Origin of the sequence: Cupriavidus consociatus, assembly GCF_017814975.1 — a bacterium.
Classification (GTDB): domain Bacteria; phylum Pseudomonadota; class Gammaproteobacteria; order Burkholderiales; family Burkholderiaceae; genus Cupriavidus; species Cupriavidus consociatus.
In genome coordinates this window covers 1-24495 of record NZ_JAGIQA010000037.1, presented here as the reverse complement: position 1 = coordinate 24495, position 24495 = coordinate 1, and the positions used below count along the sequence as shown (strand labels likewise).

Genomic DNA, 24495 nt, shown 5'->3' with positions numbered 1-24495 from the left:
AGCATGACGACGACATGGCGGCGGCTGACACCCGTACTGCTATGGGCAGCCATGGTGGTGCCGCTGCACGTGGCAGCACAGGCGCTACCACAGGCGGTCGATCAGGCCGTGCACACGAATCCCGATGTGCTGGCAGCGGGTAGCCGTCGCCTGGCCGCCGACGAGGGGCTGAAGCAGGCGCGCGCCGGTTACCTGCCGCGGATCGATCTCAACGCTGCCACCGGCCGCGTGCGCCTGGACAGCCACAGCACCCGCGTGACGGGCCTGTCTGACACATCGTATGCGCGTCATGCCGCCGACATCACGATCACGCAGATGCTGTTCGACGGCTTTGGCGTCAGCAGCGACGTCGAGCGCCAGGGCGCGCGGATCGACGGCGCGGCCTACCGGGTCGGCGCCACCGCCGAAGATATCGCGCTGCGCACCGTCGGCGTCTATGTGGAGGTGCTGCGCCGCCAGGAAACGGTGGCCATCGGCGTCGCCAACCTCGAGGCCCACCAGCACATCTATGACCAGATCCGGCTAGGCGCCGACAACGGCGTGCTGCGCCGCGCCGACCTGTACCAGGCTGAGAGCCGGCTGGCGCTGGCCCAGGCCAACCTGCGGGCCGAGGAGGGGGCGCTGCAGGATGCCATGACGGCCTTCCTGCGCGTGGTCGGGACGCCGCCGCAGCGCTTGTCCCGTCCGGAATCCCTAGCTGCCGTGCTGCCCGCCACCGAGCCCGAGGCACAGCGGGTGGCCAATGCCAGCCATCCTGCGCTGGGCGCAGGACAGGCGGATATCGCCGAAGCGCAGGCCATGCGCTCCCAGGCCCGCTCTGCCTTGTGGCCACGGCTGGACCTCGAGGTTGGCGCAGCGCGCGACCGCGACCGCGTGCTGGGCACCACCGACGAGCGCAGCGTAATGCTGCGCGTGCGCTATAACCTGTTCCGCGGCAACGCTGACAAGGCTCGCATCAACGAGGCCAGCTACCAGATCGAGGAAGCCGAGCAGAACCTGGAGCGGCTGCGCCGGCAGGTGCAGGAAAGCATGTCGCTGGCCTATAACGCGTACCGGACGGCGCAGGACCGACTGGTGAGTCTCCGGCAATATGTGCAAGCCAGCGATGCTACGCGCGTCAGCTATGGCAGGCAGTTCCGCATCGGACAGCGCAGCCTGCTCGACCTGCTCAATGCCGAGAACGAGTACTTCAGCGCGCGTACGGCCTATGTGGCTGGCCAGTACACCGAACTGGCCAGCCAGTACCGCATCCTGGCGGGGATGGGATTGTTGCTGGCGACGCTGCAGGTGGCGCCGCCCAGCGAGGCGCTGATGCAGGTCGGAATGCGCGCGGGCATGCGATAAAGCCACGGCTCACGTTGATCCTGGCCACACTGCGGCCCACGGAATTGCAGCTTGAATCTCCACCGGAAAGGGCTCGTCAAGCTGGAACGGAGCCCATCCATTACGGGGGGTACTCGACTATCCCATTTAAGCGGGATGGCCTGTTTGCCTTAACGGGCGCCGTCCGAAAAAGAAAAACCCTCGGCCGAATCGGTCCGAGGGCTGTGAGTGGCGACAAGATTATTCGCAGACTTGTCGCCAATATCGTCCCATCGCAGGTGCTGGACGGCATCCCCCCGTTCGAGGGTGACCGAAAAGCTGCGTATTGCGACAACGCAGTTGCAGTAGTTCGACGTTGCATCGGCCGACGTCATCAAGCACACAAACCTCAGCGTCAAGGAGGTAGGCGAAATTCCTGCAGACACGATGAAGCACGTACGCAAGGTTCAGCTAGCCGTCAACAGGAACCACACCGTGTTGGCCCTAGCCCATACGAATGCAAGGTGCACAGGGATCAGCCGCACCGCCAGTTGATAGCCCGCGACTGAAATAACTGCGACCAACCTGCTCATCTCGATAGGACGGCGTTAACAAGTTCTTCATCATGCACTTCGCCGCTTGCGATAGGCAAGTGCATGCTGTACAAGTGAGCGATGTTTTAGAAGTGCGCCAAGGCTTTGGTGCATGTTGGCGCGAATCTCCTGGGCCGTGGAACAGTCGATGCCGTCCCGCTTCAATTGCGCAATCCGCGCTTCCTGGGCTCCAATGCGTCTCTCCAGGCGCTCGATAGCCAGTTCTGTCTCGTCTAGGTCTTTGAGGTTCTCCCCAATGCTGCGTGGCGCTTCTATCCCCGGTCGCATGATGGACTCCTTTGCCGAGCTTGTGTCTTTTTGATAGTCCAGAAGAGATTGCGCCGCTATCGGGCGCTGTCCGACAAAAAGAAGAGCCCCTCGCCGAGAGGTCGAGGGGCTGAATCGGCTGGCAGTATCGCAGACTGTCGCTGATATCGACAAGTGGGTGCCTTTGGTAGGCATCCCCCCATTAGTTGGGGTGTTCGAAATTTCGCAGTTATGGTCATCGGGCATTTCGCCAGCGCGCGTGCAGATTCATCTACAGTCCGATCGTCTCACAAGACGACTAGCAAGTCGCCGAGCTGGCGGTAACCTCTGTGTCAACCCGCTGGAAAAATATTGTATCGCAGCCCTCTGTTGATTTTCGGCTGCCATCCAGCTCATTTACGAACCCAAGCATGCGCATGACGTCGAGCGTTTCCAGCCACGCGTTCCCGCCAGCCACGCCGACGATGCGATAGAGCTGACCAGTTTCGTTCCTGATGCCAAGCTGCATCCATTCGCGATGGACGGAGCGCAGATCCGCAACCCTGAGTTCCAGCGCCTTGACGACCTCCGTATCAAATGAGGGGATGACGGTTTCGGCCATGACTTCGTCGGTGACCGAGCTGATGAAGTCCGGGGAGACTTCGGTTCCATAGGCTTCCTGGGAGTGAAAATGTTGCGTTCGAACGCTGTGTGCCCCCGAGCCGCACTAGGACCAACTTGACTGCCGACCTCTCATCTCAATCTTGATCCTCGATTTCACATTGGCGACTATCCCGTAGCGCCTTCAGGTGTTCAGATATCGCGTCTCTCTGAGGAAGGCGCTCTTGTGAATGCACGGTTTGCGATGACCACCCTGAACTGAAACGACGCGGGGCATTTTGGGGATCTTGCTACGCTCGTGGCTATGCATTACGCCGAACGGGTCAGGATCGTTATCCTTCTCTGGTTCCTTGCCATGGTCCCGTTCCAACCTGTTTCTCATAAATCGGAGGGTGACATCGGCCAGTTTGTGTTCGCGATAGCCTCCGCCGATGTCAGCATGAACGCCCCTGAACCATATCTCCTTTACCCTTACGTCATCGTCTTCGCTCCGCGTCAGCAAGGTAGGCTGGAATGGCTGCCGGTTTTCATCGATCGCTAGCAGGTGGATGACATTCCTGACATTGCCTGGAATGGACAGCTGGCAATCATGTTGGCCAACATACGGGCGATTGCGGCGCCCCGGCAGAATCCAAAAATATAAATGCTATCACCGCGATGATAGGCCTTGACCAACTCAACATATGCAGCATCACGTATTCTATTCGCCCCTTTTTCTCCAAATTGTCGAAACAGTACTCGTATTGGATTCGGGTCGTCCTGTTGGCTACCTACGCCCGCAAAGTAGGTTGCATATTGATTGCATTGCTTTTGAATTACCGCTCTGTACAGGCGGTAAACTTTACAAATTCTAGGCAAGGAACCGAAGGCCGGCATAATTCATGTCTGGGTGTCAACGCGGAAAATTCGTCACAGGGGAGCAAGCTGGGCGTGGCGTAGCAGACACCACCCATCTTGTCCCGGTCCCGCAGGCCTGGCCGCACGCACGCTACTTCGACCTGAGGCGTTCAACGCGTCAATCATTTGGCTGATAACCGTTTGCGCGGGCGATATCTATCCTTTTTTCAACTGCAGCACGGCTGCCGAAAGAGAACGCTGATGGAAGAAGCAAGATCTGGGGGCCGCAGTGCCCGTGCTATGGGGAATGATGCCGACCGTCCGCATTTCGCCCGCATCGCATCTTCAGACTGATGCGGCGCCCGACTTTAATCTCTTTGCCCTGAAGCTGCTGGCGCAAGGCGATTCCTGGTTTTCTATCAACGGTCTCAGCCTGTTTGCCGCTTCATCCTTGCTCATGAGGCTGAGGTTCAGCCAGGACACGGCTATCGTCAACTGCGCCGACCCTGCCGATACGCTCAAACATATGGTCGAATGGCGTCAAGACCCCTTCTTCTTCCGGCACTTTGCCGCAGGCGCGGGGTTCGAGGAAAACTGGGATGGGCTGCTCCTGTCTGGCGGGGGAAATGATCTGATTGACGCGCTGGCGGTGTTGCCGCATGACAGGAATGGCGTACCACGGATGACTGGCGAGCGTCTACTTCTGACCAAGTCCGAGCGGGCAGCCATGGGGCCGGTCGGTCGGTATGTGTCGCCGGACGGCTGGGCAGCCTTTCGAGATCACATGCTTGCCCAATACCGGGCATTGGATAGGCTGCGAGCCAGGAGTGCCAAGAACCGGCACATTCCGATCTTCACGCATTGCTACTCCTATGCACAGCCGCGCGATGTCGGGGCAGGGCCATTGGGACCCTGGCTCTTTCCATCGTTGCTTGCCTATGAAGTGCCGCCGGTCGACTGGCTGGAACTCACCAGGCATTTCATCGATCTTCTGCACGATGAGATCATCGCCGGCGCAGCGCTGGAGAATTTTCACATCCTCGATTCACGCGCCATGGCCCCCCCGGCCCCGGCCGATCCGACGGCGGCGGACCCAAACTGGCTAAACGAAATTCACATGACCGCGAAGGGTTACGACCTGATTGCCCCAGCGTTCGTCAAGATGGTTGAAGCCGTCCTACGCCAGTAAGCGCTCGTGCACATGCCGGCCTTCCAGAATCCAAACCGCAAAATGCTCTCGCGTCATGGCTGCCGTCTCGCGATGCCTTTTCTACTGATTCATCGTCGCAGGCGGAGAGGGCTTGCACCGCGGCATCCCTCTCCAACAGGCCAGACTGCCCGTTAGCGCTTGCCTGCAACGCGCGCCGACTGCGCATTGGCCTTGTGCGCGACGTTTGCCGCCGCCGCGGCGGCGCTCGCAACTTGATTCTCCGCCAGTTCGAGAGCTTGGCGGGTGGATTGCTGTATGGATTCGCAGAGCGTCGTTCCGGATGCCATTGCCGCCTGCCACGCGCTCAGCGCGCCTTCGGAGCCGGCCGGGGCATTTTCCGAAAGCTTCTCGAAGACCTCCTGCAAGTTGCGCTTGTTGGCTTCGAACTGCGCTTCTGCCACCTTTCGAAAGTCCGAGCGCGTGGCCGCCGCGATTTCCTGGACTTTTTCGAGGAATATTCGTCCCTTCTCCGCGGCGGGCTCGACAAGCGTTACCTGCAACGCCAACAACTCCTGCGCGTCCTTGGCGGCGAATGCCTTACGCATTGTCTCATGGTTGTCGGCCACCGCCTCCCTCATGGTTTGCAGGCCGAGGTCAGCAAGCTTCTGATAGGCATCCAGCGCCTTGGTCGTTATGCCAAAAACGATATCCATGGCTGCTGCCTGTGCTCCGTACAAGGGTTGTAGATTGACTGCTGGCATCATGGTCTCCTTTGGGTTATCCCCGACTGTCGGGGTGCCACATGTCCCGTACAGCCTGATCGGGAAATCTGTGGAAGTCGATGTGCGGATTTGGCGAGCCGTCTTGCGACTGCGCCAAGCGATGGGACAAGGGCAAAGGGCCAGTCTTGTGCAGGCCAGGTCCCGCAGCGCCCTGGGAAGCTTGACCGTGAAGCCACGCAACGAGAACGCGAGAGGCTCCGTTAGTATTGGTTGATCTGCCGACGGGCGGGGCAGGTCCTCGGTGTCGCGTTGATCTCATGGTCCGATGCCGTTCAATGCATATGCTGGCCGCCATTGATGGCGATATTGGCGCCGGTCACATAGCCGGCGTCATCAGAGCACAGGAAGGCAATCAGCCCCGCCACTTCTTCGGGCTTGCCCACCCGGCCCATTGGAATCTGCGGCAGGATCTTGCTGTCCATGATGTCTTGCGGCACGGCGGTCACCATCTTGGTGGCAAGGTAGCCCGGCGATACAGTATTGACTGTCACGCCCTTGCGCGCGACTTCGAGCGCCAGCGCCTTGGTGAATCCATGCATGCCGGCCTTGGCGGCCGCATAGTTGGTCTGGCCGAACGCGCCCTTGGATCCGTTGACCGAAGAGATGTTGATGATCCGGCCCCAGCCGCGTTCCACCATGCCGTCGCACAGCGGCTTGGTCACGTTGAACACGGAGTCGAAGTTGGTGCGGATCACGGCATCCCAGCTCGACTGGTCCATCTTCTTTAAGGCCATGTCTCGGGTAATGCCGGCGTTGTTTACCAGGACGGATGGCGATGGCCTCGCCCAAGCCACCCATGCCGCCAGTTACCAGTGCGATTCTGTTCAGGTTCGTCATGCTGATCTCTCTATGGCTCATTGTTGAAGAAGATAGGCCCGGGTCCGCCCGCGAGGCAGGCCGGACTGGTCGGTCCGGCGCACTCGCCATTGCGCTGCCGACGCTGCGCGGCAGGGGAGTTGTCGGCTGCCCTGGAGAATCGAACGGCTAGGTGCCGGCCGTGCCGGCGCTGCATCACGACTTGCTGGCGACGCCCGCGCCTGCGGCGAGATTGGCAGTGGTCAGGTCGGCGACCTGCTGCGAGAGAGCCTGAGCCGAGCGGTAGGATTGGTTGGCCGCGTCCACGGTTGACTGGAGCAAGGCGCAGATTGCTTCGGAGCCGGCCGGCGCGTTCTTCACAAACGTGTCGACGAATGCCTGCACATTGCGATAGTGCTGCTCGTACTGTTCCTCCACGACCTTGGCCAGTTCAGTATGCGCCTGCGATGCGATCTCGCAGACGTAGCGCGCATAGGAGATGGCCATGTCAGCGTTCTGGGACAGGGTTCCCTGCACCGCCAGCGCCTCGCGCAAGTTCGTGCCGGCTGCCACGCGCAGGAAGCGGTCCTGGCCCTCCGCCAGCGCGGCTTTGGCTGCCTGCAGGTTCAATTCCGCCAGCTTCTGGATCCTTTGAAGCGCCGTGTTAGACAGCGTAGCCATATTGTCCAGGTTGGTCTTGTGGACTGCCGCAAACTGATCGGAGGTAAAAAAGGACATGGTTGGATTTCCCTTGGTTGCCACCGGAGCCGTTGCCGCGATCGTCGAAGCGCCGATCGACCGGAATCGTGTAACGGTCATGGGCAGTTGTTGCTGCTTGGCACAACCGAGCCAAGAGACTAGAGTAGAAACGCCGATTCGTTCCTTAGGGATAATCCCGAATTATATGGTTAATGAGACATTTGAATTACGATTTTTTTATAAATATTGTTGCAATGCGGGATGTTGGACAATCAGGGCAGGGAAGATGCGGGTAGCCTGAGCGAGCAATATCTTCTGACTAGTTAGCGTCAAGTCTCATCACAACATGCGAGTCCGAAGACAGCATTTTGACGCATTGCAGCAGGGTGTGGAATTAAAATTTACACCAGGATTAAGCGTGCCTAAATTCACCGCCGCGGAAATCGCAAGCCCTGGGGCCAGTCTGAGCTACCCCGCGTGAGCCTAGCGCGCAAATTATAGAAGTCGGCAGTTTGCACCCGTGGTATGTAGCGGCCGGCGGTTCCCCATGGCGACACGGATAAAAGTAGTCCGGCCTGGACCCTACACTGAACTCGACCGGGTCTCGTGTCGCGTAAGTCCGCGACGAAAATTGAAGAGGACTATGGCACCTGACCTATCTACGCTGAAATCTTATATTAGTGCGACTCAGGCCATTGCACTTATAAAGCCATATTCAACTTCATGCGGGAACTGAGCAGCGGCGTTAATATTGACACGTGACGGAATTGGTAGCAGGATCCACAAATCGCCTCCCTTTTACCAAACGGCAAAACAATGAAAAACACCAGGCAGGCTCCTGCTGATATTAAGGACCCCATAGCGTGGCGTGAAGGTTATGATGCCTGCCGTCGCGGGTCGCCAGTAACGGCTTGTCGATACGCATCTAATTCGCCCGAAGCACTGGCGTGGCTGAGTGGGTATTTCGAGGCCAAAGAACCCAAACGTCAGGCGACCCACCGTTCGCGCCGTTAGGCAAGGTTTTTGTCATTACGAAGCACTCGGAAATTGCGCCGCCTGAGAATCGCCTGGCAGGACGCACGTTCAGCAGCAACCCGTAGCAACTGCGTTAGAAGTGCTGCAGATTGCTTCGTGGGTAGGCGGTCGGAAGCTGGTTACCGCGCTTCGCTAGCGCTCGCACGACCGCAACACTATATGCACCGTGGTCTAGCGCATCCGCGATGGCATCGCAGGCGTGTGGAAAGAAGCCATAGTAGGTGCCCCGTCCATTGACCACGATCCGGAACAGGATCATGGATCGGACCGGTTGGAAAGCGGACAGTTCTTCGGGTGTCCAATGAGGCCTCTTTGCAAAATCACGACCGGCGCTCGCAGACGAAGTCCAATGCATTGTGCCTCCTCGAATGGGGGCCCGTTCTGACATCGGCCAGAATCTCTTCGTCACCGCAGCAACTTCCTGACACGCAGCGTCCGCCCCAGGGAAAAAGCATACTCGCAAGATCAAAGAGCGCCATTAGCCAGAGGACTACGCTCATTGTGGATGCAAGGCGCGCGCAATTTGACTGACAGGATTCGATTCAACGGGCGCTCTCCTCCGACATTCGCTTGATTTCAATCGCGTCTTTTTCTACTTGGCCTGTGCGGCGTCGGTGTCCGCGTCGGCCTCGCCCTTGGCGCCTTCGAGGTGCACATCGGCCATGCCCCCATTGAGCTGGTTCAGAAAGTGCACCAGCGAAACCTTGTCGTCGAACCGGAAGCTCGCCAGGGCCTGGCGATAGAACTCATAGATCCGGGGCTGCAGGCTGGACCAGAACGCGCGTCCCTTTGGGGTCAGCACCACGTTCTTGGCGCGCCGGTCCACGGTGTCAGCCACCCGCACCACGTGTTTGTCGCGCTCCAGGCGCTTGAGCACGCCATCCAGGCTTTGCCGGCTGACCACCAGATATTCGGCCAGCTCCGAGAAGGACATGCCTTGCGCGGCTTGCGGCCGCGTCAGCGCGCCCAGCACTGACCACTGCACCGTCGTGATACCCAGGTACTTGATGGTCTGCCGGTCCAGCGTGTTGCCCGCCTGAAACAGCCGGAAGAACAGGCGGTTGTGAACGGACGAGACAGACTGGTCATAGGAGGGGGCGGAATCGGTCATGGCTCGGATTGCGGGTAGCGCGGCTGGGGCGGGCGCGATGGCGACATTCTACGGCTGGGGTGCCGCCCGCGCCGGAATACTGGATGCGCCGGATAAGTGATTTTTCAGCAATGTATGACATGTAGATTGCATGATTGTTCGTGCCAAGCTCGGTTCTTTCGCAAAACTATATCAAGTACTTGACGTATATTCGCAGGATACCTAGTATGTGTTCACGCAACCACCAGAACGAACGAGGACCCCATGGAGACACTCGACAAGATCCTGACGCCGCTGAGGATAGGTAGCCACGTCATTCCCAACCGGATGGTAATGGGCGCGATGCATACGCGGCTGGAGACGCTGGACCGGCCGCACGAGCGCCTTGCCGCCTTTTATGCCGCGCGCGCCAGTGGCGAGATCGGGCTGATCCTGAGCGGCGGCTTCTCGCCGAATCCGGAAGGGGTCATGGAGGCGGGCGGGCCGCTGTTCAACAGCGCCGACCAGCTTGACGAGCATCGTGCCGTGACCGGCGCCGTGCACGAGGCGGGCGGCAAGATCGTGCTGCAGATCCTGCATGCCGGCCGCTATGCCAAAGTGCCGGAGTGCGTGGCCCCGTCGCCGGGCAAGGCGCGCATCAATACCTTCTCGCCGCACGCACTCACCACGGACGAGGTCTGGCGGACGATCGCCGACTTTGCCCATACCGCGGCGCTGGCGATCGAGGCCGGCTATGACGGTGTGGAGGTCATGGGGTCCGAGGGGTACCTGATCAACGAATTCACCGCCGCGCCGACCAACCGGCGCGACGATGAATTCGGCGGCAGCTTCGCCGCGCGCATCCGCTTCCCGCTCGAGGTCGTCCGCGCGGTGCGCGAGCGGATCGGCCGCGATCCGATGCTGGTCTACCGGATTTCCGCGATCGATCTGATCGAAGGCGGCATGACGGGTGAAGAAGTCGCCGAATTTGCCAGGCAGGTCGAAGCTGCCGGAGCGGACCTGATCAACACCGGGGTGGGCTGGCATGAGTCGGCGGTGCCGACCATTGCCGCCACGGTGCCGCGGGCCGCATGGAGCGAGGCGGTGAAGAACGTCAAGCAGGCGGTGAGCATTCCCGTCATGGCCTCGAACCGGATCAACGCGCCGGATGCCGCCGAACAGGTGATCGCTGCGGGCGTTGCCGACCTGGTGTCCATGGCGCGGCCGCTGCTGGCCGATCCGGACTTCGCCCGCAAGGCACGGCTTGGCATCACCGACGAAATCAATACCTGCATCGCGTGCAACCAGGCCTGCCTGGACCGGATCTTCACGGAGCGCACCGCGACGTGCCTCGTCAACCCGCGCGCTGGCAGGGAAATCGAATTTCCCGTTGGGGTCGTGTCCGCACCCAAGCGCATCGCCGTCGTGGGGGGAGGGCCGGCCGGGATGGCATTTGCTATCAATGCCGCGGAGCGCGGCCACCGCGTCACGCTGTTTGAAGCGGACGCCCAACTCGGCGGCCAGCTCAACCTGGCCAGGATGGTGCCCGGCAAGGCCGAGTTCCACGAGATGCTGCGCTATTTCCGCGTCAGGCTGGACAAGCTGAAGGTCGCGCTGCGGCTGGGCGAGGCCGCCACGCCCGCGGCGCTTGACACGGGCGGGTTCGATGAGATCGTGCTGGCCACGGGCGTGTCGCCGCGTGTGCCGGACTTCGCCGGCGTGGATCATCCCAAAGCCGTGTCCTACATCGACGTGCTGAGCGGCAAGGTCACGCCTGGCCAGCGCGTGGCAATCATCGGCGCAGGCGGAATCGGCTTCGACGTCGCGGAATTCCTGCTCGGCGATCCAGAGGAATCGCTCGATCCGCAGGCCTTCTTCCGTGCATGGGGCGTGGATCCGAAGAGCGTCACGCCAGGTGGCCTGACCGCGGCGGCCGACGCGGGCACGCCACGTCGCAGCGTCTTCATGTTTCAGCGCAAGGACGAGCCTCTCGGCAAGCGCCTGGGCAAGTCCACGGGCTGGATCCTGAAGGCCAGGCTGCGCAAGGCCAATGTCGCCATGACGGCAGGCGCGACCTATGACGCGATCGATGACGAAGGGCTGCACTATACGGTCCAGGACAAGCCATATGTGCTTCCCGTCGATCACGTCGTTCTTTGCGCGGGGCAGAACTCGAACCGCTCGCTGTATGAGGAGCTGGTGGCACGTGGACTCAAGCCCCGCCTGATCGGGGGCGCCGATGTCGCCAGCGAGCTCGATGCGCTGCGCGCCATCGACCAGGCCACCCGGCTCGCGGTCTCCCTCTGAATTCCACCCTCTGACTCCGCCAGCCTTCCGCAGGAGACACCAGTGCTGACCAAATACGACCAGGGCCTGGAGAAGTGCCAGGCCAATTTCCAACCCCTGACGCCGCTGCATTTCCTGAAACGCGCTGCGGACGTGTTCCCGGAGCGCGCCGCCGTGATCTATCAGGATCGGCGCTATACCTGGCGGCAGTATGCGCAGCGCTGCGAGGCGCTGGCCAGGGCGCTGATCGCCGCCGGCATCGAGCGCGGCGACACGGTGTCGGTCCTCGCGCCGAACGTCCCGGAAATGCTCGAGGCGCACTTCGGCGTGCCGCTGTCCGGCGCCGTGCTGAACAGCATCAATATCCGCCTTGACGCGCCGGCCATTGCCTTCATTCTTCTGCACTCCGAGACCCGGCTGCTGTTTGTCGACACCCAGTTTGCCGCCGTAGCACACGAGGCCGTCACCCAGTCCGGCCGTGACATCCGGATCGTCGACATCATCGATCCGGCATCCGGCTGCGACGAGCGGCTCGGCGCGATCGACTACGACTCCTTCCTGGAGACCGCAGCGCCTGACACTGCCCTGCGCTATCCGGCCGACGAGTGGGATGCCATTGCACTGAACTACACGTCCGGCACCACCGGAAACCCCAAGGGCGTGGTCTACCACCACCGCGGTGCCTACCTGAACGCGTTGGGCCAGTCCATCAATGCCGAGATGCCCGGCAGCAACCCCGTCTACCTGTGGACGCTGCCGCTGTTTCACTGCAACGGGTGGTGCTTCGCGTGGGCCATGGCGGCGATGGGGGGCACCAGCATCTGCCTGCGGAAGGTGGTGGCCGACGACATCTACGAAGCCATCGAAGCGCACGGCGTGACGCATTTCGGCTGCGCGCCGACTGTGCTTGACTTCCTGGTGGACGGCACGCCGGCCAACTGGGTCAAGCCCGCACGGCCGATCCGGATCATGTGCGCGGGGGCATCGCCGCCGACGGCGGTGCTGCGCAAGGTGTCAGCGCTCGGCTTTTCCTTGCTGCATGTGTATGGCATGACCGAGATGCACGGCGTCAACACGCTGTGCCAGTGGCAGCAGGAGTGGCGCGACGAAGGCGAGGACGGCTTCTTCGTCCATCTGTCCCGGCAGGGGGTACGCAGCGTGGTGATGGAAGACATGGTGGTGGTCGACCCCTCGTTTGCACCGGTGCCCCGTGACGGCCAGACCATGGGCGAGGTGATGTTCCGCGGCAACCTGGCCATGAAAGGCTACCTGAAGAACCCGGAGGCGACGGCGGAAGCGTTTGCCGGTGGCTGGTACCACAGCGGCGACCTCGCCGTGGTGCACGGCGACGGCTATATCGAGATCAAGGACCGGGCCAAGGACATCATCATCTCCGGCGGCGAGAACATCTCTTCGCTGGAAGTCGAAGAGGTGCTGTACACGCATCCGGCCGTCCAGACCGCGGCCGTGGTGGCGGTGCCCGACGCCAAATGGGGCGAAGTCCCGTGCGCGCTGCTGGAGCTGAAGCCGCAGTTTGCGGGAGCATTGAGCGCGGAAGAGGTGATCCGGTACTGCCGCGAGCGGCTGCCCGGCTTCAAGACGCCGCGCCACATCGTATTTGAAACGCTGCCACGCACGGCGACGGGCAAGCTTCAGAAATTTGTCCTGCGCAAGCTGGCCGCTACGGCGGTAGCCAGCCGGACTTAGTCACGAATTCATTCAGGAATTCACTCAGGAGATAGCAGTATGCGAGGTCTGAACGACAAGGTGGTCGTCATCACCGGTGCGGCCGGTGGCATTGGCAAGGCGCTGTGCCAGCGGTTCTGCGAAGAAGGGGCGCGCGTGGTCGCCGTCGACGTCAATGCCGATGCGCTGGAGCAGCTCGGCGCAGCGCTCAAGCCAACCGGTGCGAGCGTCACCGCGGTCAAGGTCGATATCACCGACCACGGCGCGGTAAAGCAGGCAATCGACACCGTTGCGCAGGAGCTCGGCGGCATCGACGTGCTGGTCAATAACGCAGGCTGGGACGTGGCGGCGAAGTTTCTCGAAACGACGCCCGAGTTCTGGAACAAGGTAATTGCCATCAACCTGGTGGGGCCGCTGAACCTGCATCACGCCGTGCTGCCGTGGATGGTCAAGGCGAAGCAGGGCAAGATCGTCAATATCTCGTCGGATGCCGGCCGCGTGGGCTCGTCGGGCGAGTCGGTCTACTCGGCCTGCAAGGGCGGCGTCATTGCCTTCAGCAAGACCATTGCACGCGAATGCGCCCGCAGCAATATCAACGTCAACGTGGTGTGCCCCGGCCCTACCGACACGGCATTGCTGCAGTCGTTCCTCGGCGAAGGCGAATACGGCCAGAAGATCTATGAAGGCCTGAAGCGCGCCATCCCGTTCAATCGGCTCGGGCAGCCCGCTGACATTCCCGGCATTGTCAGCTTCCTCGCGAGCGACGACGCGAACTTCATCACCGGCCAGGTCATCAGCGTATCCGGTGGCCTGACCATGCACGGCTAAAGGGCAAGCACACACCATGAACCAATATACCGATATCCTTTATGAAGTACGTGCGGGCGTTGCGCGTATCACGATCAACCGCCCGGAGAAGTACAACGCGTTTCGCGGGAAGACTTGCGACGAGCTGATTGACGCCCTGAACGCCGCCTCGTGGGACAAGTCCGTTGGCGTGGTCGTGCTGACGGGTGCCGGCGACAAGGCGTTCTGCACCGGTGGCGACCAGTCGGCGCATGACGGCGGCTACGACGGGCGCGGCGTGATCGGCCTGCCTGTCGAGGAATTGCAAGGCATGATCCGCGAATGCCCTAAACCGGTGATTGCACGCGTCAACGGTTATGCCATTGGCGGCGGCAATGTGCTGGTCACTTGCTGTGATCTGGCCATTGCCTCCGATACCGCGCAGCTGGGCCAGGTGGGGCCGAAGGTCGGTTCGGTCGACCCAGGATTTGGCACAGCGCTGCTGTCGCGTGTCGTGGGAGAGAAGCGGGCGCGCGAAATCTGGTTCCTGTGCCGGCGCTATACCGCGGCGGAGGCCCTGAACATGGGTCTGGTGAATGCCGTCGTGCCGCACGACCAGCTCGACGCGGAAGTCGACAAATGGTGCCAGGAAATCCTGGCCATGAGTCCCACGGCACTTGCCATCGCCAAACGCTCGTTCAATGCCGACACCGATTCGATCCGCGGCATTGGCGGGCTGGGTATGCAGGCACTCGCGCTGTACTACGAGACTGACGAATCGCAGGAGGGCGTACGCGCGTTCCTCGAAAAGCGCAAGCCGCGTTTTCGCGAGGTCTATGAAGACAAGCGCGAGCATGCGGATGGAGGCCAGGCATGACCATCGCCCTGCGCTATGACGGCGAGCTGGCCGTGCTGACGATCGATCGGCCGGCTGCGCTCAACGCGCTGAACCTGGACATGCTGAAAACCTTGTCAGGCCATGTTGACGACATTGAACGGTCTGGCGTGCGCGGCGTTGTCATCGTCGGCGGGGGGGATCGCGCGTTCTGCGCCGGCGCGGACATCGCGGAATTGCAGGACCGCACCCCGCAGCAGCACCTGGATGGTTCGGTGTTCGGGCAATTGGTGCTTTCGAAACTGGCTGCGCTGAGCATGCCCAGTGTTGCGGTCATCCGTGGCGCGGCACTCGGGGGCGGTCTGGAGCTCGCCATGGCATGCAGCTACAGGGTGGCGTTGGCCGGCGCGAAACTCGGGCTGCCGGAGGTCAAGCTCGGCTTGATCCCGGGCTATGGCGGGACGCAACGGCTGCCACGACTGGTCGGCACAACCCGGGCGCTGGATCTGATTATCACCGGCCGAATGATCGCCGCAGACGAGGCACTGGAGATTGGCCTGGTCGACCGGCTGGTCGAGGGCGGCGACCCGGTCGCTGTCGGGAAGGCGCACCTGGCCGACGTCTCGGAAGGCCGGCCTTCCGCGGTCCATCTGGCGCGCGAGGCGGTGTTGTCTGCAACGCGGCTGGATCTGGATGCCGGCCTGCGCGCAGAGGCGGCATTGTTCTCCCGGGCCACGCGAACCGATGACGCGCGCGAAGGCATCGCAGCATTCCTTGCCAAACGGGCGCCGCAGTTCACCGGCAAATAACGTATCGCGTGAAAGAGCGCGGCGCCGATGGTGCCGGCACGGCGCTCAACGCCGGTTACAGCTCGTGGCGGCCAGAGCGCAACCGGCGCCATTCCATGAAGGAGGGGCAATCCATGACATTCGAGAACATCAAGATCACGACAGGGGCGGCAGTCGCGCGCATTACTCTTGACCGGCCAGAAAGGCTGAACAGTCTCGATGAGGCAACGATGATCGAATTGCTTCGTGCCGTCGACCTGGTCGCCAATGACCAGACATCACGCGTACTGGCGATCACTGGCGCGGGCCGCGCATTCTGCGCCGGGCAGGATCTGGCCGATCCGGCGATGCAGATCGTGGACGGGAAGCTGCCCGACATCGGCATCCACGTCGAGCGGTACTTCAAGCCCCTAGTCATGAAGCTGCAAAGCCTGCCTGTCCCGAGCGTTGCTGCTGTGAACGGTCTGGCTGCGGGCGGCGGGGCGTCGCTCGCGCTCGCCTGTGATGTCGTGGTGGCGGCAAAGTCCGCGTACTTCCTGCAGGCGTTCTCGAAGATCGGGCTCACACCAGACACCGGCAGTACCTGGTTTCTGACGCACCGCGTCGGAGTCGCCCGGGCCATGGGCTTGGCACTGTTCGCGGACAAGTTATCGGCAGAGAAGGCCGCCGAATGGGGACTGATCTGGGACGTACTCGAGGACGCCGCATTTGCCGCGGGCGTTGACGAGCTCCTTGAAAGGATGGCATCCATGCCGACCAAGGCCATGGTGCGTACGCGACAGTTGATGCTTGCCGCCGCGGTGCATTCGCTTGAACAGCAGTTGTCGATGGAGGCTACCTTTATTCGGGAGCTTGGCTGGAGCCAGGACTACCAGGAAGGCCTTCATGCATTCAGCGAGAAGCGACAGCCCACGTTCTCCGGCTCCTGAGTTCGTGCTGGCCACGCGGCATGGCAAAGGGCTAATGGCCATCCGTGTCTAGCATCACATCAAGGTTGGTCCCTTCTGCTCGTTTCCAAGGGCTTGTTGCTGTGCGCCATCGGCGTGTCCCCGCCGCATCAACTGCTGACGGGCCAGGCGCAATCGGTGGGGTTCCGGGGGATGCAGACGGCACCAGCCTGAGCCGCCAACGGCGAGGTAGCCGTCCAGAAATGAACGGTAGCCGTCCAGAAATGAATGAAGGGCACTGGCGCTGGTCTGCATCCGCCACAGCCGCTTCGCATCCAGCACGGTGGAGCCTGTCGGCAGTCAGCTCACCACGCCGGCCCCCACCGTATTCCACTGCACCTTTCCGACGAGGATGGGAGCACTTCGCGACGGCGCTGCCAGATCCAGGCTGCGCTTCAATTCACTTCCCCATCTAACTGAGGTATCCATGACCTACGCTGCACCGCTTGACGACATGCTGTTCAATCTCCGGCACTTGGTCCAGCTCGATGCAATGACCGCTCTCGACGGTTTCGAGGACGCCGGCATGGCAACGGCGGCAGCCGTACTGGCGGAGTGCGCCCGCTTTAACGAGGAGTCGATTGCGCCGCTCAATGCTGTAGGCGACCGCGAGCCGGCAGTCATTGCGGATGGCAAGGTGACGACAACACCGGGCTTCAAGGCGGCGTTCCGGCGCTACGCAGAGGGCGGATGGCTAGGTATTCAACATCCTGCGCAGTACGGTGGACAGGCGCTGCCCCGGGTGATCGCCACTGCTTGCTCCGAAATCGTCAATGCTGCCAACCTCAGCTTTGCGCTTTGCGACCTGCTCAGCAACAGTGCCATCGCGGCGCTAATAGCAGTGGGATCGGATGCCATGCGCGATACGTACTTGCCAAAGCTGATCTCGGGCCAATGGACTGGCACCATGAACCTGACCGAGCCCCAGGCCGGTAGCGACCTGGGGCTGGTACGCACGCGGGCGGAACGCCAGCCGGATGGTACCTACAAGCTGTTCGGCACCAAGATCTTCATCACGTACGGCGAGCATGACCTGACCGAAAACATCATTCATCTGATCCTGGCGCGCGTTGCGGGCGCGCCGGCCGGAGTGAAAGGCATCAGCATGTTCCTGGTGCCCAAGGTGCTGGTGAACGCCGACGGCTCGCTGGGTGCGCGCAACGACGTGCATGCGGCGAGCCTCGAGCACAAGCTGGGTATCAAGGCGAGCCCAACCGCTGTCATGCAATATGGCGAGCACGGCGGGGCAACCGGCTACCTGATTGGTGAAGAGAATCGTGGGCTGGAATACATGTTCCAGATGATGAACTCCGCCCGCTTCGCCGTTGGCGTGCAGGGTGTCGCCGTTGCCGAACGCGCCTACCAGCAGGCTGTCGCGTATGCGCGCCAGCGGGTACAGGGGCGAAGCGTCGGCGCGGCCGCAGCCGGCAGCGTGCCGATCATCCAGCATCCGGACGTACGCCGCATGTTGATGGAGATGCGCAGCAGGATCGAGGGCTGTCGCGCGATGATTCTTGCCGGTGCTGCGGCGGCCGATATTGCCGAAAGGCACCCTGACGCCGCAGTGCGGCAGTCCGAGCACGATTTCTACGAATTCCTGCTGCCGCTGATCAAGGGCTACTGCACGGAAATGAGTCTCGTCGTGACCTCGCTCGGGATCCAGGTGCATGGCGGCATGGGATTCATCGAGGAGACCGGGGCTGCCCAGCACTACCGTGACGCACGCATCCTGCCCATCTATGAGGGCACGACCGCGATCCAGGCCAACGACCTGGTCGGACGGAAGACCCTGCGCGATGGCGGTGCAGTCGCGCGCGATCTCGCCGCGCGGGTCGAGCGGACAGAAGCGGAGCTTGCGCAATCCGGCAGTTCAGCCGCCAGTGCGGTGCGGCGGGCGCTGGAGACTGCTCGCCGGGCTTTTCTCGCGGTGGCGGCTCATGTCGCGAGCCGCGGCCGCGACGAAGCGGAGTCTGTGTACGCAGGGAGCGTTCCCTATCTGGTGCTGGCGGGCGAACTGGTCGCCGGATGGCAGTTGGGGCGAGCACTGCTCGCTGCGGAACGGGCGGCCGCGACCGGGGAGCGGCCGGCGTTCATGGCGGCGAAGGTGGCCACGGCACATTTCTTTGCCGAGCACGTACTGGTCCACGCACCTGTCTATCGGGATCGCGTGCTGGCCGGCGCCGGCAGCGTCCTCGCCATGGCCGCCGACCAGTTTTGACGGTGTTGAGCCCGGCAGTTTGAAGCCTTCCGGACTGTCTTCGGCGAAGACATGTTCGCAGGCACGAGTGTACTCAGAACTGGGTCGAAGACACCTCCAACGCCTGGTTTATCGACAAAATGGCCATTTTCGAAGCTGGCACCGAAGTTGCAGATATGCGGGTATGGACAGTGAATGTCGTTGAGGAAAACGCTGTCCGTCACGATAACGAACGATTGGAGACATCCATGAAAGCACCCGCACTGCGCTTCGGCGCTCTTGCCGCCCTGGCGGCGTTCTGCCAGGTGGCTTCCGCCGCGGAGCCCTTCCGTATTGGCGCATTGGTAGACATGACCGGGGTCTATTCCGGCATTGGCGGCCCTGGCGGCATTGCTGCCGTCAAGATGGCGGTTCAGGATTTCGGTGGCAAGGTTCTGGACCGGCCCATCGAGGTGTTGAGTGCCGACTATCAGAACAAGGTCGATATCGCTTCCACCCGTGCCCGGGAGTGGTATGACCGGAACAATGTGGAGATGATCATCGAGTCCACGGACTCGGCCTCGGCGCTGGCGCTGCAGAAGCTTGGCGAGAGCAAGAGGAAGGTCACCATCTTCGCGGGTTCCGCCACCACGGAGCTGACGGGCAAGCAATGCTCGCCTTACGGCATTCACTACGTCTACAACACGTACGCGCTGGCAAACGGCACGGCACGCGCGATCCTGGAAGAAGGCAAGAAGGACTGGTTCTTCATCACCGCCGACTATGCGTTTGGACATTCGCTCGAGTCGAATGCCGTCAGCGTGGTGGAACAGTCAGGGGGCAAGGTCACCGGCAAGGTCCGCCATCCACTCTCGGCATCGGACTTCGCATCGTTCCTGCTGCAGGCGCAGGCGTCGAAGGCGCAGGTGATTGCGCTGGCCAATGCGGGGCGTGATACCCAGAACGCGGTGCGCCAGGCCTCGGAGTTCGGGCTGGGGGGCGGAAAACAGGTGGTGGCGCCGCTGCTGATTTTCGATAGCGACCTGAAAGGCATGGGCCTGAAGGCGGCGCAGGGGCTGCAGTTCACCACGGCATTCTATTGGGACTACAACGACGAGACCCGCGCCTTCGGCAAGAAGTTCTTCGCGCAGACGAAGATGATGCCGACCATGGTGCAGGCGGGCATGTATTCGGCGGTGATGCATTACCTGAAGGCGGTACAGGCGGCCGGCAGCGCGGACGCCGACAAGGTCATGGCAAAGATGCGCGCGACGCCGGTCAACGACTTCTTTGCCAAGGACGGCCGTATTCTGGCAAACGGGCTGATGGCGCATGACATGTACCTGGCTGAAGCCAAGAAGCCGTCCGAATCCAAGAGCGAATGGGACCTGCTGAAGATCCGCAAGGTCATCCCCAGGGACAAGGCCTTCGAGCCCCTGGAAAAGAGCGCCTGCCCGCTCAAGGGCTGACGCACACGGGAACTGAAGTGGCCAGGTAGCTGGCCACGCTTCAACGTCCTTGTCTCCGGGCGTCTTTCCACGGCCGCTGCGTTGCTCCGGCCGTGTGGAAGATGCTTCCTTTTCTCTCCAGATTGGCTTTCCAACTGTTATGCCGGATTTCATTCTGCAGACGCAGCGGTTGTCCAAGTCATTCAGGGGCTTCACTGCCGTCAGTGAAGTCGACCTGAATGTACGCCGCGGCTCGATCCACGCCTTGATCGGGCCGAGCGGCGCGGGCAAGACCACCTGCTTTAACCTGCTCACCAAGTTCCTGGAGCCGACCGCCGGCACCATCCTGTTCAATGGCATCGATATCACGCGCGAAAAGCCGGCGCAGATAGCGCGGCGTGGCGTGATCCGCTCGTTCCAGATATCCGCCGTGTTCCCGCACCTGACCGTGCGCGAGAACGTGCGCATTGGCTTGCAGCGTCAACTGGGCACCGCCTTCCAGTTCTGGCGCGGCGCTCGTTCGCTCGACGTGCTGAATGCCCGCGCGATGGAGTTGCTCGAACAGGTCGGGCTGACCGAGTTTGCCGAAACCGTCACGGTCAACTTGTCTTACGGTCGCAAGCGCGCGCTGGAAATCGCCACCACCCTGGCGATGGAGCCTGAACTGATGCTGCTCGATGAGCCAACGCAGGGCATGGGCCACGAAGACGTGGACCGCGTGACGCAGCTGATCAAGCAGGTCTCTGCCGGCCGCACGATCCTGATGGTCGAGCACAACATGAATGTCGTGTCGTCGATTGCCGACATTATCACCGTGCTGCAACGCGGGGCGATCCTGGCCGAAGGGCCCTACGCCGAAGTCTCGCGGGATCCGCGCGTCATGGAAGCGTACATGGGCACGGCCGACGCCGCGCTGCAGGGCGCGCATTAAGGGGACACCGAGATGGCTAACGACAACACACCCGCCCTCGAACTCCGGGACCTGCATGCCTGGTACGGCGAGTCGCACATCCTGCACGGCGTCAACCTCGCCGTGAACCGCGGCGAAGTGGTGACGCTGCTGGGCCGCAACGGCGCCGGCCGCACCACCACGCTGCGGGCGATCATGGGGCTGACCGGCGCGCGCAAGGGCTCGATCAAGGTCAACGGTCATGAAACCATTGGCTTGCCGACGCACAAGATTGCGCACTATGGCATTGGCTACTGCCCGGAAGAGCGCGCGATCTTCTCCAGCCTGTCCTGCGAAGAGAACCTGCTGCTACCGCCGGTGCTAAAGGGCGCCAATGGGGAAAACGGCATGAGCAAGGCCGAGATTTACGACATGTTCCCGAACCTGAAGGAGCGCCGCCAGAGCCAGGGCACGCGCCTGTCCGGCGGCGAGCAGCAGATGCTGGCCGTGGGCCGGATCCTGCGGACAGGGGCGAACCTGCTGCTGCTCGACGAGATCTCCGAGGGGCTCGCACCGGTGATCGTGCAGGCGCTGGCACGCATGATCCTGATGCTCAAGAAGAAGGGCTACACGGTGGTGATGGTGGAGCAGAACTTCCGCTTCGCCGCGCCGCTGGCCGACCGCTTCTACCTGATGGAGCACGGCGCGATCGTCGAGCGCTTTGCCGCCGGCGAACTGCAGGCCAAGATGCCGGTGCTCAACGAGCTGCTCGGCGTGTAACGGAACGGGGGACCGCAATGAATCTTGATCTTGGAATTCCCTTGCCGGCGCTGCTGTCGCAGTTGCTGCTCGGGCTCGTGAATGGTGCGTTCTACGCGATGCTGAGCCTGGGGCTGGCGGTGATCTTTGGATTGCTCAACGTCATCAACTTTGCACATGGCGCGCTGTTCATGCTGGGCGCCCTGCTCGCGTGGGCCGGCATGGCGTACGCAGGGATCACCTACTGGGTGATGCTGCTGTTGTCACCGCTGGTCATCGGCCTGTTGGGCGTGCTGATCGAAAAGACGATGCTGCGCTGGATCTACAAGCTCGACCATATCTACGGGCTGCTGCTCACGCTGGGGATCACGCTGGTGATCGAAGGCGTGTTCCGGTCGATCTACGGCGTTTCGGGCCTGCCGTACTCCGCACCGGAGTTGCTGCAGGGCGCCACCGACGTGGGCTTCATGCACCTGCCCAACTATCGGGCCTGGGTCGTGATGGCGTCGATCGCGGTTTGCCTGGGCACCTGGTTCATCATCGAGAAGACCAAGCTCGGCGCCTACCTGCGCGCGGGCACCGAGAACCCCAAGGTGGTCGAGGCGTTCGGCGTCAATGTGCCGCTGATGGTCACCCTGACCTACGGCTTCGGCGTGGCATTGGCCGCGTTCGCCGGAGTGCTGGCCGCGCCGGTGATCCAGATTTCGCCGCTGATGGGGCAGAACCTGATCATCGTGGTCTTTGCCGTGGTGGTGATCGGTGGCATGGGCTCGATCCTCGGCGCCATCATAACCGGCCTGGGCCTGGGCGTGATCGAGGGCCTGACCAAGGTGGTCTACCCGGAGGCGTCCTCAACGGTGGTGTTCGTGGTGATGGTGATTGTCCTGCTGCTTCGTCCCGCAGGGTTGTTTGGCAAGGAAAAATGATGACCGAATTCTCTCTCCCTTCCACGGTGACGCCGGCGGGCAGTGCGCGCGCGTCGTGGCATAGCCGCGTATCGTCGTACGTGGCCGTGGCGCTGGTCGTGCTGTTGTTGCTAGCGCCGCAACTTGGTGTCTATCCGGTCTTCGTGATGAAGATCCTTTGCTTCGCGCTGTTTGCCGCGGCCTTCAACCTGCTCCTCGGCTACACCGGCCTGCTGTCGTTCGGCCATGCTGCCTTGTTCGGTGGCGCTGGCTATATGGCGGGGTATGCGATCAGGACCTGGCATGTCTCGACGGAGGTCAGCCTGCTGATCGGCGTGGCAACTGCCGTTGCGATCGGATTCCTGATGGGAGTGCTGGCGATCCGCCGCCAGGGCATCTACTTCTCGATGATCACGCTCGCGCTGGCCCAGATGTTCTTCTTCATTTGCCTGCAGACACCGCAGACCGGCGGCGAGGACGGCTTACAGGGGGTTCCGCGCGGTGCGCTGTTCGGGGTGATCGATCTGTCCTCTGACGTAAGTTTCTACTATCTCGTAGTTACCGTCTTTGTTGCGGCGATGTGCCTGATTGCCCGGATTGTCAGTTCACCCTTTGGCCAGCTACTTCACGCGGTCAAGGAGAACGAGAGTCGCGCCATCTCGCTGGGCTACAGTACGGATCGTTTCAAGCTGATGGCATTCGTGCTTTCCGCCGCGCTGGCGGGACTAGCTGGAGCGATGAAGGCGCTGGTGCTTGGCTTCGCGACGCTGGCCGACGTCCATTGGGCCATGTCGGGTGCTGTCATCCTGATGACGCTGGTGGGCGGCATGGGGACCTTGAGCGGGCCGGTCGTCGGTGCGCTCGTGATCGTGATCCTGGAGAACAAGCTGGGCGAGATGGGTGCCGGGCTGGCCGGTATCACCGGGATCGAGTGGTTTGCCTCGCTTGGCGAGTCCGTCACGCTCGTGACGGGCGTCATCTTTATCGTGTGCGTTCTGCTGTTCCGGAAAGGGCTGGTGGGCGCGGTAATTGGCCGGTTCCCTTCGGCGCGCTGACCGGCGGCACGGCGGTTGGCCCCCCGGTCATCGCTACCAGACGCCGCTGGCAGAGAAATTCAACCTTGCCAGCGGCTGTCCAGCAGACGATGCAGCATCGCAGTGTTCACCCCGAAGCGATCGTAGATCGCATCTTCAAGACGAGCGCGATCCGGAAAGCCATAGCATCCGGCTCTTGCGGCTTGCCCGCCAGTGCCAGCCAGGTCAAACAGCGCGCGCATCAGGCGCTGCGTTGCCACCAGGTCGACAAAGCTCTCGCCTTCACTCATCAGTGATCGGGACAGTCGTCCGGGTCGATCAATGCTGAGTTCCTGCGACGCCGATGCGAGCCGCCACGGTCTTTGCGGTGCCTGGAACACCGCCAGGGCCAGCGTGCTCGCGATCGGCTTGTGTCGCCGCTCTCCTGCCTCCGCCTGCCGGCCCGACAGCGGCAACTGGCGGAACGCCACGCGCGCCCGCTCCGCCAGCACAAGCCGCGGTGACTCGAGTGGCCGGATCGTGTGCCACACGCCGTCGTGGCTTGCCCGCATCTGACCCGGCACGATCAGTTCACAATCGCCCTTGATAACCTCTGCAACGACGGGGAACGGGAAGCGCAGGCCGCGCAGCTGGACACGCGCATACGCTGGCGATTGCAGGATGAGCGAACGGGGCGCGACCTCCGGCGGCACTGCATTGACTTCGGTCATCCCGGTCATCGCTGGCAGGACGACCTATCAGGCTTCGCCCGCCAGCAGCGACTGGCCGAGGCCGGCACGGCGCCACAGCCACGGGCTCGGGCGGTAGCGCATGTCGCCGGTCAGCGC

General features: G+C 62.2%; 24 protein-coding genes and 1 pseudogene. 15 read left to right on the top strand and 10 right to left on the bottom strand.

The features are described from left to right. The first annotated feature begins 3 nt into the window (after positions 1-3). A complete protein-coding gene (locus J8I82_RS33155) occupies positions 4-1344 on the top strand; it encodes a TolC family outer membrane protein (protein ID WP_209763889.1) in 1341 nt (446 codons plus the stop codon). 581 nt (positions 1345-1925) lie between these two features. Here the strand turns inward: J8I82_RS33155 and J8I82_RS33150 are convergent. The 4 genes from J8I82_RS33150 to J8I82_RS39745 form a co-directional block, all read right to left on the bottom strand. Beyond that, positions 1926-2183: a hypothetical protein gene (locus tag J8I82_RS33150; protein ID WP_209763887.1), complete on the bottom strand. Its 258-nt coding sequence runs from the start codon at positions 2181-2183 to the stop codon at positions 1926-1928. A gap of 277 nt (positions 2184-2460) precedes the next feature. Further along, on the bottom strand, positions 2461-2763 hold the full coding sequence (locus tag J8I82_RS33145; protein WP_209763885.1) for a hypothetical protein: 303 nt from the start codon (positions 2761-2763) through the stop codon (positions 2461-2463). A gap of 183 nt (positions 2764-2946) precedes the next feature. After that, the gene (locus J8I82_RS39750; protein WP_431831605.1) at positions 2947-3297 is read right to left on the bottom strand and encodes a phospholipase effector Tle1 domain-containing protein; all 351 of its coding nucleotides are present in this window, start codon (positions 3295-3297) and stop codon (positions 2947-2949) included. A 2-nt stretch (positions 3298-3299) separates the two neighbouring features. Further along, positions 3300-3638, bottom strand: coding sequence for a T6SS phospholipase effector Tle1-like catalytic domain-containing protein (locus J8I82_RS39745; RefSeq protein WP_209763882.1), 339 nt, complete (start codon positions 3636-3638; stop codon positions 3300-3302). A gap of 268 nt (positions 3639-3906) precedes the next feature. Here J8I82_RS39745 and J8I82_RS33130 point away from each other — a divergent pair, with 268 nt between their 5' ends. Continuing rightward, positions 3907-4788, top strand: a complete 882-nt coding sequence (locus J8I82_RS33130; protein ID WP_245180396.1) for a hypothetical protein — start codon at positions 3907-3909, stop codon at positions 4786-4788. A 152-nt stretch (positions 4789-4940) separates the two neighbouring features. Here J8I82_RS33130 and phaP (J8I82_RS33125) read toward each other — a convergent pair whose 3' ends face one another. The 3 genes and pseudogenes from phaP (J8I82_RS33125) to phaP (J8I82_RS33115) all read right to left on the bottom strand — a co-directional run bounded on the left by phaP (J8I82_RS33125) (position 4941) and on the right by phaP (J8I82_RS33115) (position 7145). After that, on the bottom strand, positions 4941-5513 hold the full coding sequence (phaP, locus tag J8I82_RS33125) for a TIGR01841 family phasin (RefSeq protein ID WP_245180393.1): 573 nt from the start codon (positions 5511-5513) through the stop codon (positions 4941-4943). 290 nt (positions 5514-5803) lie between these two features. Beyond that, positions 5804-6298: pseudogene (locus J8I82_RS33120) on the bottom strand (SDR family oxidoreductase); the annotation flags it as partial. 244 nt (positions 6299-6542) lie between these two features. After that, positions 6543-7145, bottom strand: coding sequence for a TIGR01841 family phasin (gene phaP / locus J8I82_RS33115; protein ID WP_245180392.1), 603 nt, complete (start codon positions 7143-7145; stop codon positions 6543-6545). Between the two features lie 696 nt (positions 7146-7841). Here phaP (J8I82_RS33115) and J8I82_RS39740 point away from each other — a divergent pair. Continuing rightward, a complete protein-coding gene (locus tag J8I82_RS39740) occupies positions 7842-8039 on the top strand; it encodes an Rmf/CrpP family protein (protein WP_431831604.1) in 198 nt (65 codons plus the stop codon). Positions 8040-8652: 613 nt separating this feature from the next. On the opposite strand, the gene J8I82_RS33110 is transcribed toward J8I82_RS39740, so the two are convergent. After that, on the bottom strand, positions 8653-9171 hold the full coding sequence (locus J8I82_RS33110) for a MarR family winged helix-turn-helix transcriptional regulator (protein ID WP_209763880.1): 519 nt from the start codon (positions 9169-9171) through the stop codon (positions 8653-8655). A gap of 243 nt (positions 9172-9414) precedes the next feature. Between J8I82_RS33110 and J8I82_RS33105 the strand changes: the two genes are divergently transcribed. From J8I82_RS33105 to J8I82_RS33080, 6 genes are all read left to right on the top strand, one after another. Beyond that, positions 9415-11436: an oxidoreductase gene (locus J8I82_RS33105; RefSeq protein WP_209763878.1), complete on the top strand. Its 2022-nt coding sequence runs from the start codon at positions 9415-9417 to the stop codon at positions 11434-11436. A 42-nt stretch (positions 11437-11478) separates the two neighbouring features. Then, positions 11479-13122 (top strand): AMP-binding protein, encoded by a 1644-nt coding sequence (locus tag J8I82_RS33100; protein WP_209763877.1) that lies wholly within the window; start codon positions 11479-11481, stop codon positions 13120-13122. A 39-nt stretch (positions 13123-13161) separates the two neighbouring features. Continuing rightward, positions 13162-13929, top strand: a complete 768-nt coding sequence (locus J8I82_RS33095; protein ID WP_209763875.1) for a glucose 1-dehydrogenase — start codon at positions 13162-13164, stop codon at positions 13927-13929. Between the two features lie 16 nt (positions 13930-13945). Beyond that, entirely contained in the window at positions 13946-14764 is an 819-nt protein-coding gene (gene badI / locus J8I82_RS33090; protein WP_209763873.1) for a 2-ketocyclohexanecarboxyl-CoA hydrolase, read from the top strand. Further along, the gene (locus tag J8I82_RS33085; protein ID WP_209763872.1) at positions 14761-15531 is read left to right on the top strand and encodes an enoyl-CoA hydratase-related protein; all 771 of its coding nucleotides are present in this window, start codon (positions 14761-14763) and stop codon (positions 15529-15531) included. Before badI ends, J8I82_RS33085 begins: the two co-directional genes overlap by 4 nt. A 113-nt stretch (positions 15532-15644) precedes the next feature. After that, the gene (locus J8I82_RS33080) at positions 15645-16439 is read left to right on the top strand and encodes an enoyl-CoA hydratase-related protein (protein ID WP_209763918.1); all 795 of its coding nucleotides are present in this window, start codon (positions 15645-15647) and stop codon (positions 16437-16439) included. Positions 16440-16493: 54 nt separating this feature from the next. Here the strand turns inward: J8I82_RS33080 and J8I82_RS33075 are convergent, their stop codons facing one another. Continuing rightward, positions 16494-16739 carry a hypothetical protein gene (locus J8I82_RS33075; protein ID WP_209763870.1) on the bottom strand — a complete coding sequence of 82 codons (246 nt, stop codon included), beginning with the start codon at positions 16737-16739 and terminating at the stop codon, positions 16494-16496. A 145-nt stretch (positions 16740-16884) separates the two neighbouring features. Here J8I82_RS33075 and J8I82_RS33070 point away from each other — a divergent pair, with 145 nt between their 5' ends. The 6 genes from J8I82_RS33070 to J8I82_RS33045 all read left to right on the top strand — a co-directional run bounded on the left by J8I82_RS33070 (position 16885) and on the right by J8I82_RS33045 (position 23689). Further along, entirely contained in the window at positions 16885-18675 is a 1791-nt protein-coding gene (locus J8I82_RS33070; protein WP_209763869.1) for an acyl-CoA dehydrogenase, read from the top strand. Positions 18676-18902: 227 nt separating this feature from the next. Then, a complete protein-coding gene (locus J8I82_RS33065; protein WP_209763868.1) occupies positions 18903-20102 on the top strand; it encodes an ABC transporter substrate-binding protein in 1200 nt (399 codons plus the stop codon). 139 nt (positions 20103-20241) lie between these two features. Further along, positions 20242-21012, top strand: a complete 771-nt coding sequence (locus tag J8I82_RS33060; protein WP_209763867.1) for an ABC transporter ATP-binding protein — start codon at positions 20242-20244, stop codon at positions 21010-21012. Between the two features lie 12 nt (positions 21013-21024). After that, on the top strand, positions 21025-21750 hold the full coding sequence (locus J8I82_RS33055; RefSeq protein ID WP_209763866.1) for an ABC transporter ATP-binding protein: 726 nt from the start codon (positions 21025-21027) through the stop codon (positions 21748-21750). Between the two features lie 17 nt (positions 21751-21767). Next, entirely contained in the window at positions 21768-22655 is an 888-nt protein-coding gene (locus tag J8I82_RS33050) for a branched-chain amino acid ABC transporter permease (RefSeq protein ID WP_209763865.1), read from the top strand. After that, positions 22652-23689 carry a branched-chain amino acid ABC transporter permease gene (locus J8I82_RS33045; protein ID WP_431831603.1) on the top strand — a complete coding sequence of 346 codons (1038 nt, stop codon included), beginning with the start codon at positions 22652-22654 and terminating at the stop codon, positions 23687-23689. The genes J8I82_RS33050 and J8I82_RS33045 overlap by 4 nt, the downstream gene beginning before the upstream one ends. A 59-nt stretch (positions 23690-23748) precedes the next feature. Here J8I82_RS33045 and J8I82_RS33040 read toward each other — a convergent pair whose 3' ends face one another. Continuing rightward, positions 23749-24378, bottom strand: a complete 630-nt coding sequence (locus J8I82_RS33040; protein ID WP_209763864.1) for a hypothetical protein — start codon at positions 24376-24378, stop codon at positions 23749-23751. Between the last annotated feature and the right edge of the window lie 117 nt (positions 24379-24495).

Bases quoted from the DNA above. Each gene is read 5' to 3' on its own strand.
- J8I82_RS33110 (WP_209763880.1), bottom strand. From the start codon at position 9,171: ATGACCGATTCCGCCCCCTCCTATGACCAGTCTGTCTCGTCCGTTCAC.
- J8I82_RS33055 (WP_209763866.1), top strand. From the start codon at position 21,025: ATGGCTAACGACAACACACCCGCCCTCGAACTCCGGGACCTGCATGCC.
- J8I82_RS33060 (WP_209763867.1), top strand. From the start codon at position 20,242: ATGCCGGATTTCATTCTGCAGACGCAGCGGTTGTCCAAGTCATTCAGG.
- J8I82_RS33080 (WP_209763918.1), top strand. From the start codon at position 15,645: ATGACATTCGAGAACATCAAGATCACGACAGGGGCGGCAGTCGCGCGC.
- J8I82_RS39740 (WP_431831604.1), top strand. From the start codon at position 7,842: ATGAAAAACACCAGGCAGGCTCCTGCTGATATTAAGGACCCCATAGCG.
- phaP (WP_245180393.1), bottom strand. From the start codon at position 5,513: ATGATGCCAGCAGTCAATCTACAACCCTTGTACGGAGCACAGGCAGCA.
- J8I82_RS33065 (WP_209763868.1), top strand. From the start codon at position 18,903: ATGAAAGCACCCGCACTGCGCTTCGGCGCTCTTGCCGCCCTGGCGGCG.
- J8I82_RS39745 (WP_209763882.1), bottom strand. From the start codon at position 3,638: ATGCCGGCCTTCGGTTCCTTGCCTAGAATTTGTAAAGTTTACCGCCTG.
- J8I82_RS33085 (WP_209763872.1), top strand. From the start codon at position 14,761: ATGACCATCGCCCTGCGCTATGACGGCGAGCTGGCCGTGCTGACGATC.
- J8I82_RS33155 (WP_209763889.1), top strand. From the start codon at position 4: ATGACGACGACATGGCGGCGGCTGACACCCGTACTGCTATGGGCAGCC.
- J8I82_RS33150 (WP_209763887.1), bottom strand. From the start codon at position 2,183: ATGCGACCGGGGATAGAAGCGCCACGCAGCATTGGGGAGAACCTCAAA.
- J8I82_RS33130 (WP_245180396.1), top strand. From the start codon at position 3,907: ATGATGCCGACCGTCCGCATTTCGCCCGCATCGCATCTTCAGACTGAT.
- phaP (WP_245180392.1), bottom strand. From the start codon at position 7,145: ATGACCGTTACACGATTCCGGTCGATCGGCGCTTCGACGATCGCGGCA.
- J8I82_RS33040 (WP_209763864.1), bottom strand. From the start codon at position 24,378: ATGACCGAAGTCAATGCAGTGCCGCCGGAGGTCGCGCCCCGTTCGCTC.
- J8I82_RS33045 (WP_431831603.1), top strand. From the start codon at position 22,652: ATGATGACCGAATTCTCTCTCCCTTCCACGGTGACGCCGGCGGGCAGT.
- badI (WP_209763873.1), top strand. From the start codon at position 13,946: ATGAACCAATATACCGATATCCTTTATGAAGTACGTGCGGGCGTTGCG.
- J8I82_RS33145 (WP_209763885.1), bottom strand. From the start codon at position 2,763: ATGGCCGAAACCGTCATCCCCTCATTTGATACGGAGGTCGTCAAGGCG.
- J8I82_RS33105 (WP_209763878.1), top strand. From the start codon at position 9,415: ATGGAGACACTCGACAAGATCCTGACGCCGCTGAGGATAGGTAGCCAC.
- J8I82_RS33070 (WP_209763869.1), top strand. From the start codon at position 16,885: ATGACCTACGCTGCACCGCTTGACGACATGCTGTTCAATCTCCGGCAC.
- J8I82_RS33095 (WP_209763875.1), top strand. From the start codon at position 13,162: ATGCGAGGTCTGAACGACAAGGTGGTCGTCATCACCGGTGCGGCCGGT.
- J8I82_RS33050 (WP_209763865.1), top strand. From the start codon at position 21,768: ATGAATCTTGATCTTGGAATTCCCTTGCCGGCGCTGCTGTCGCAGTTG.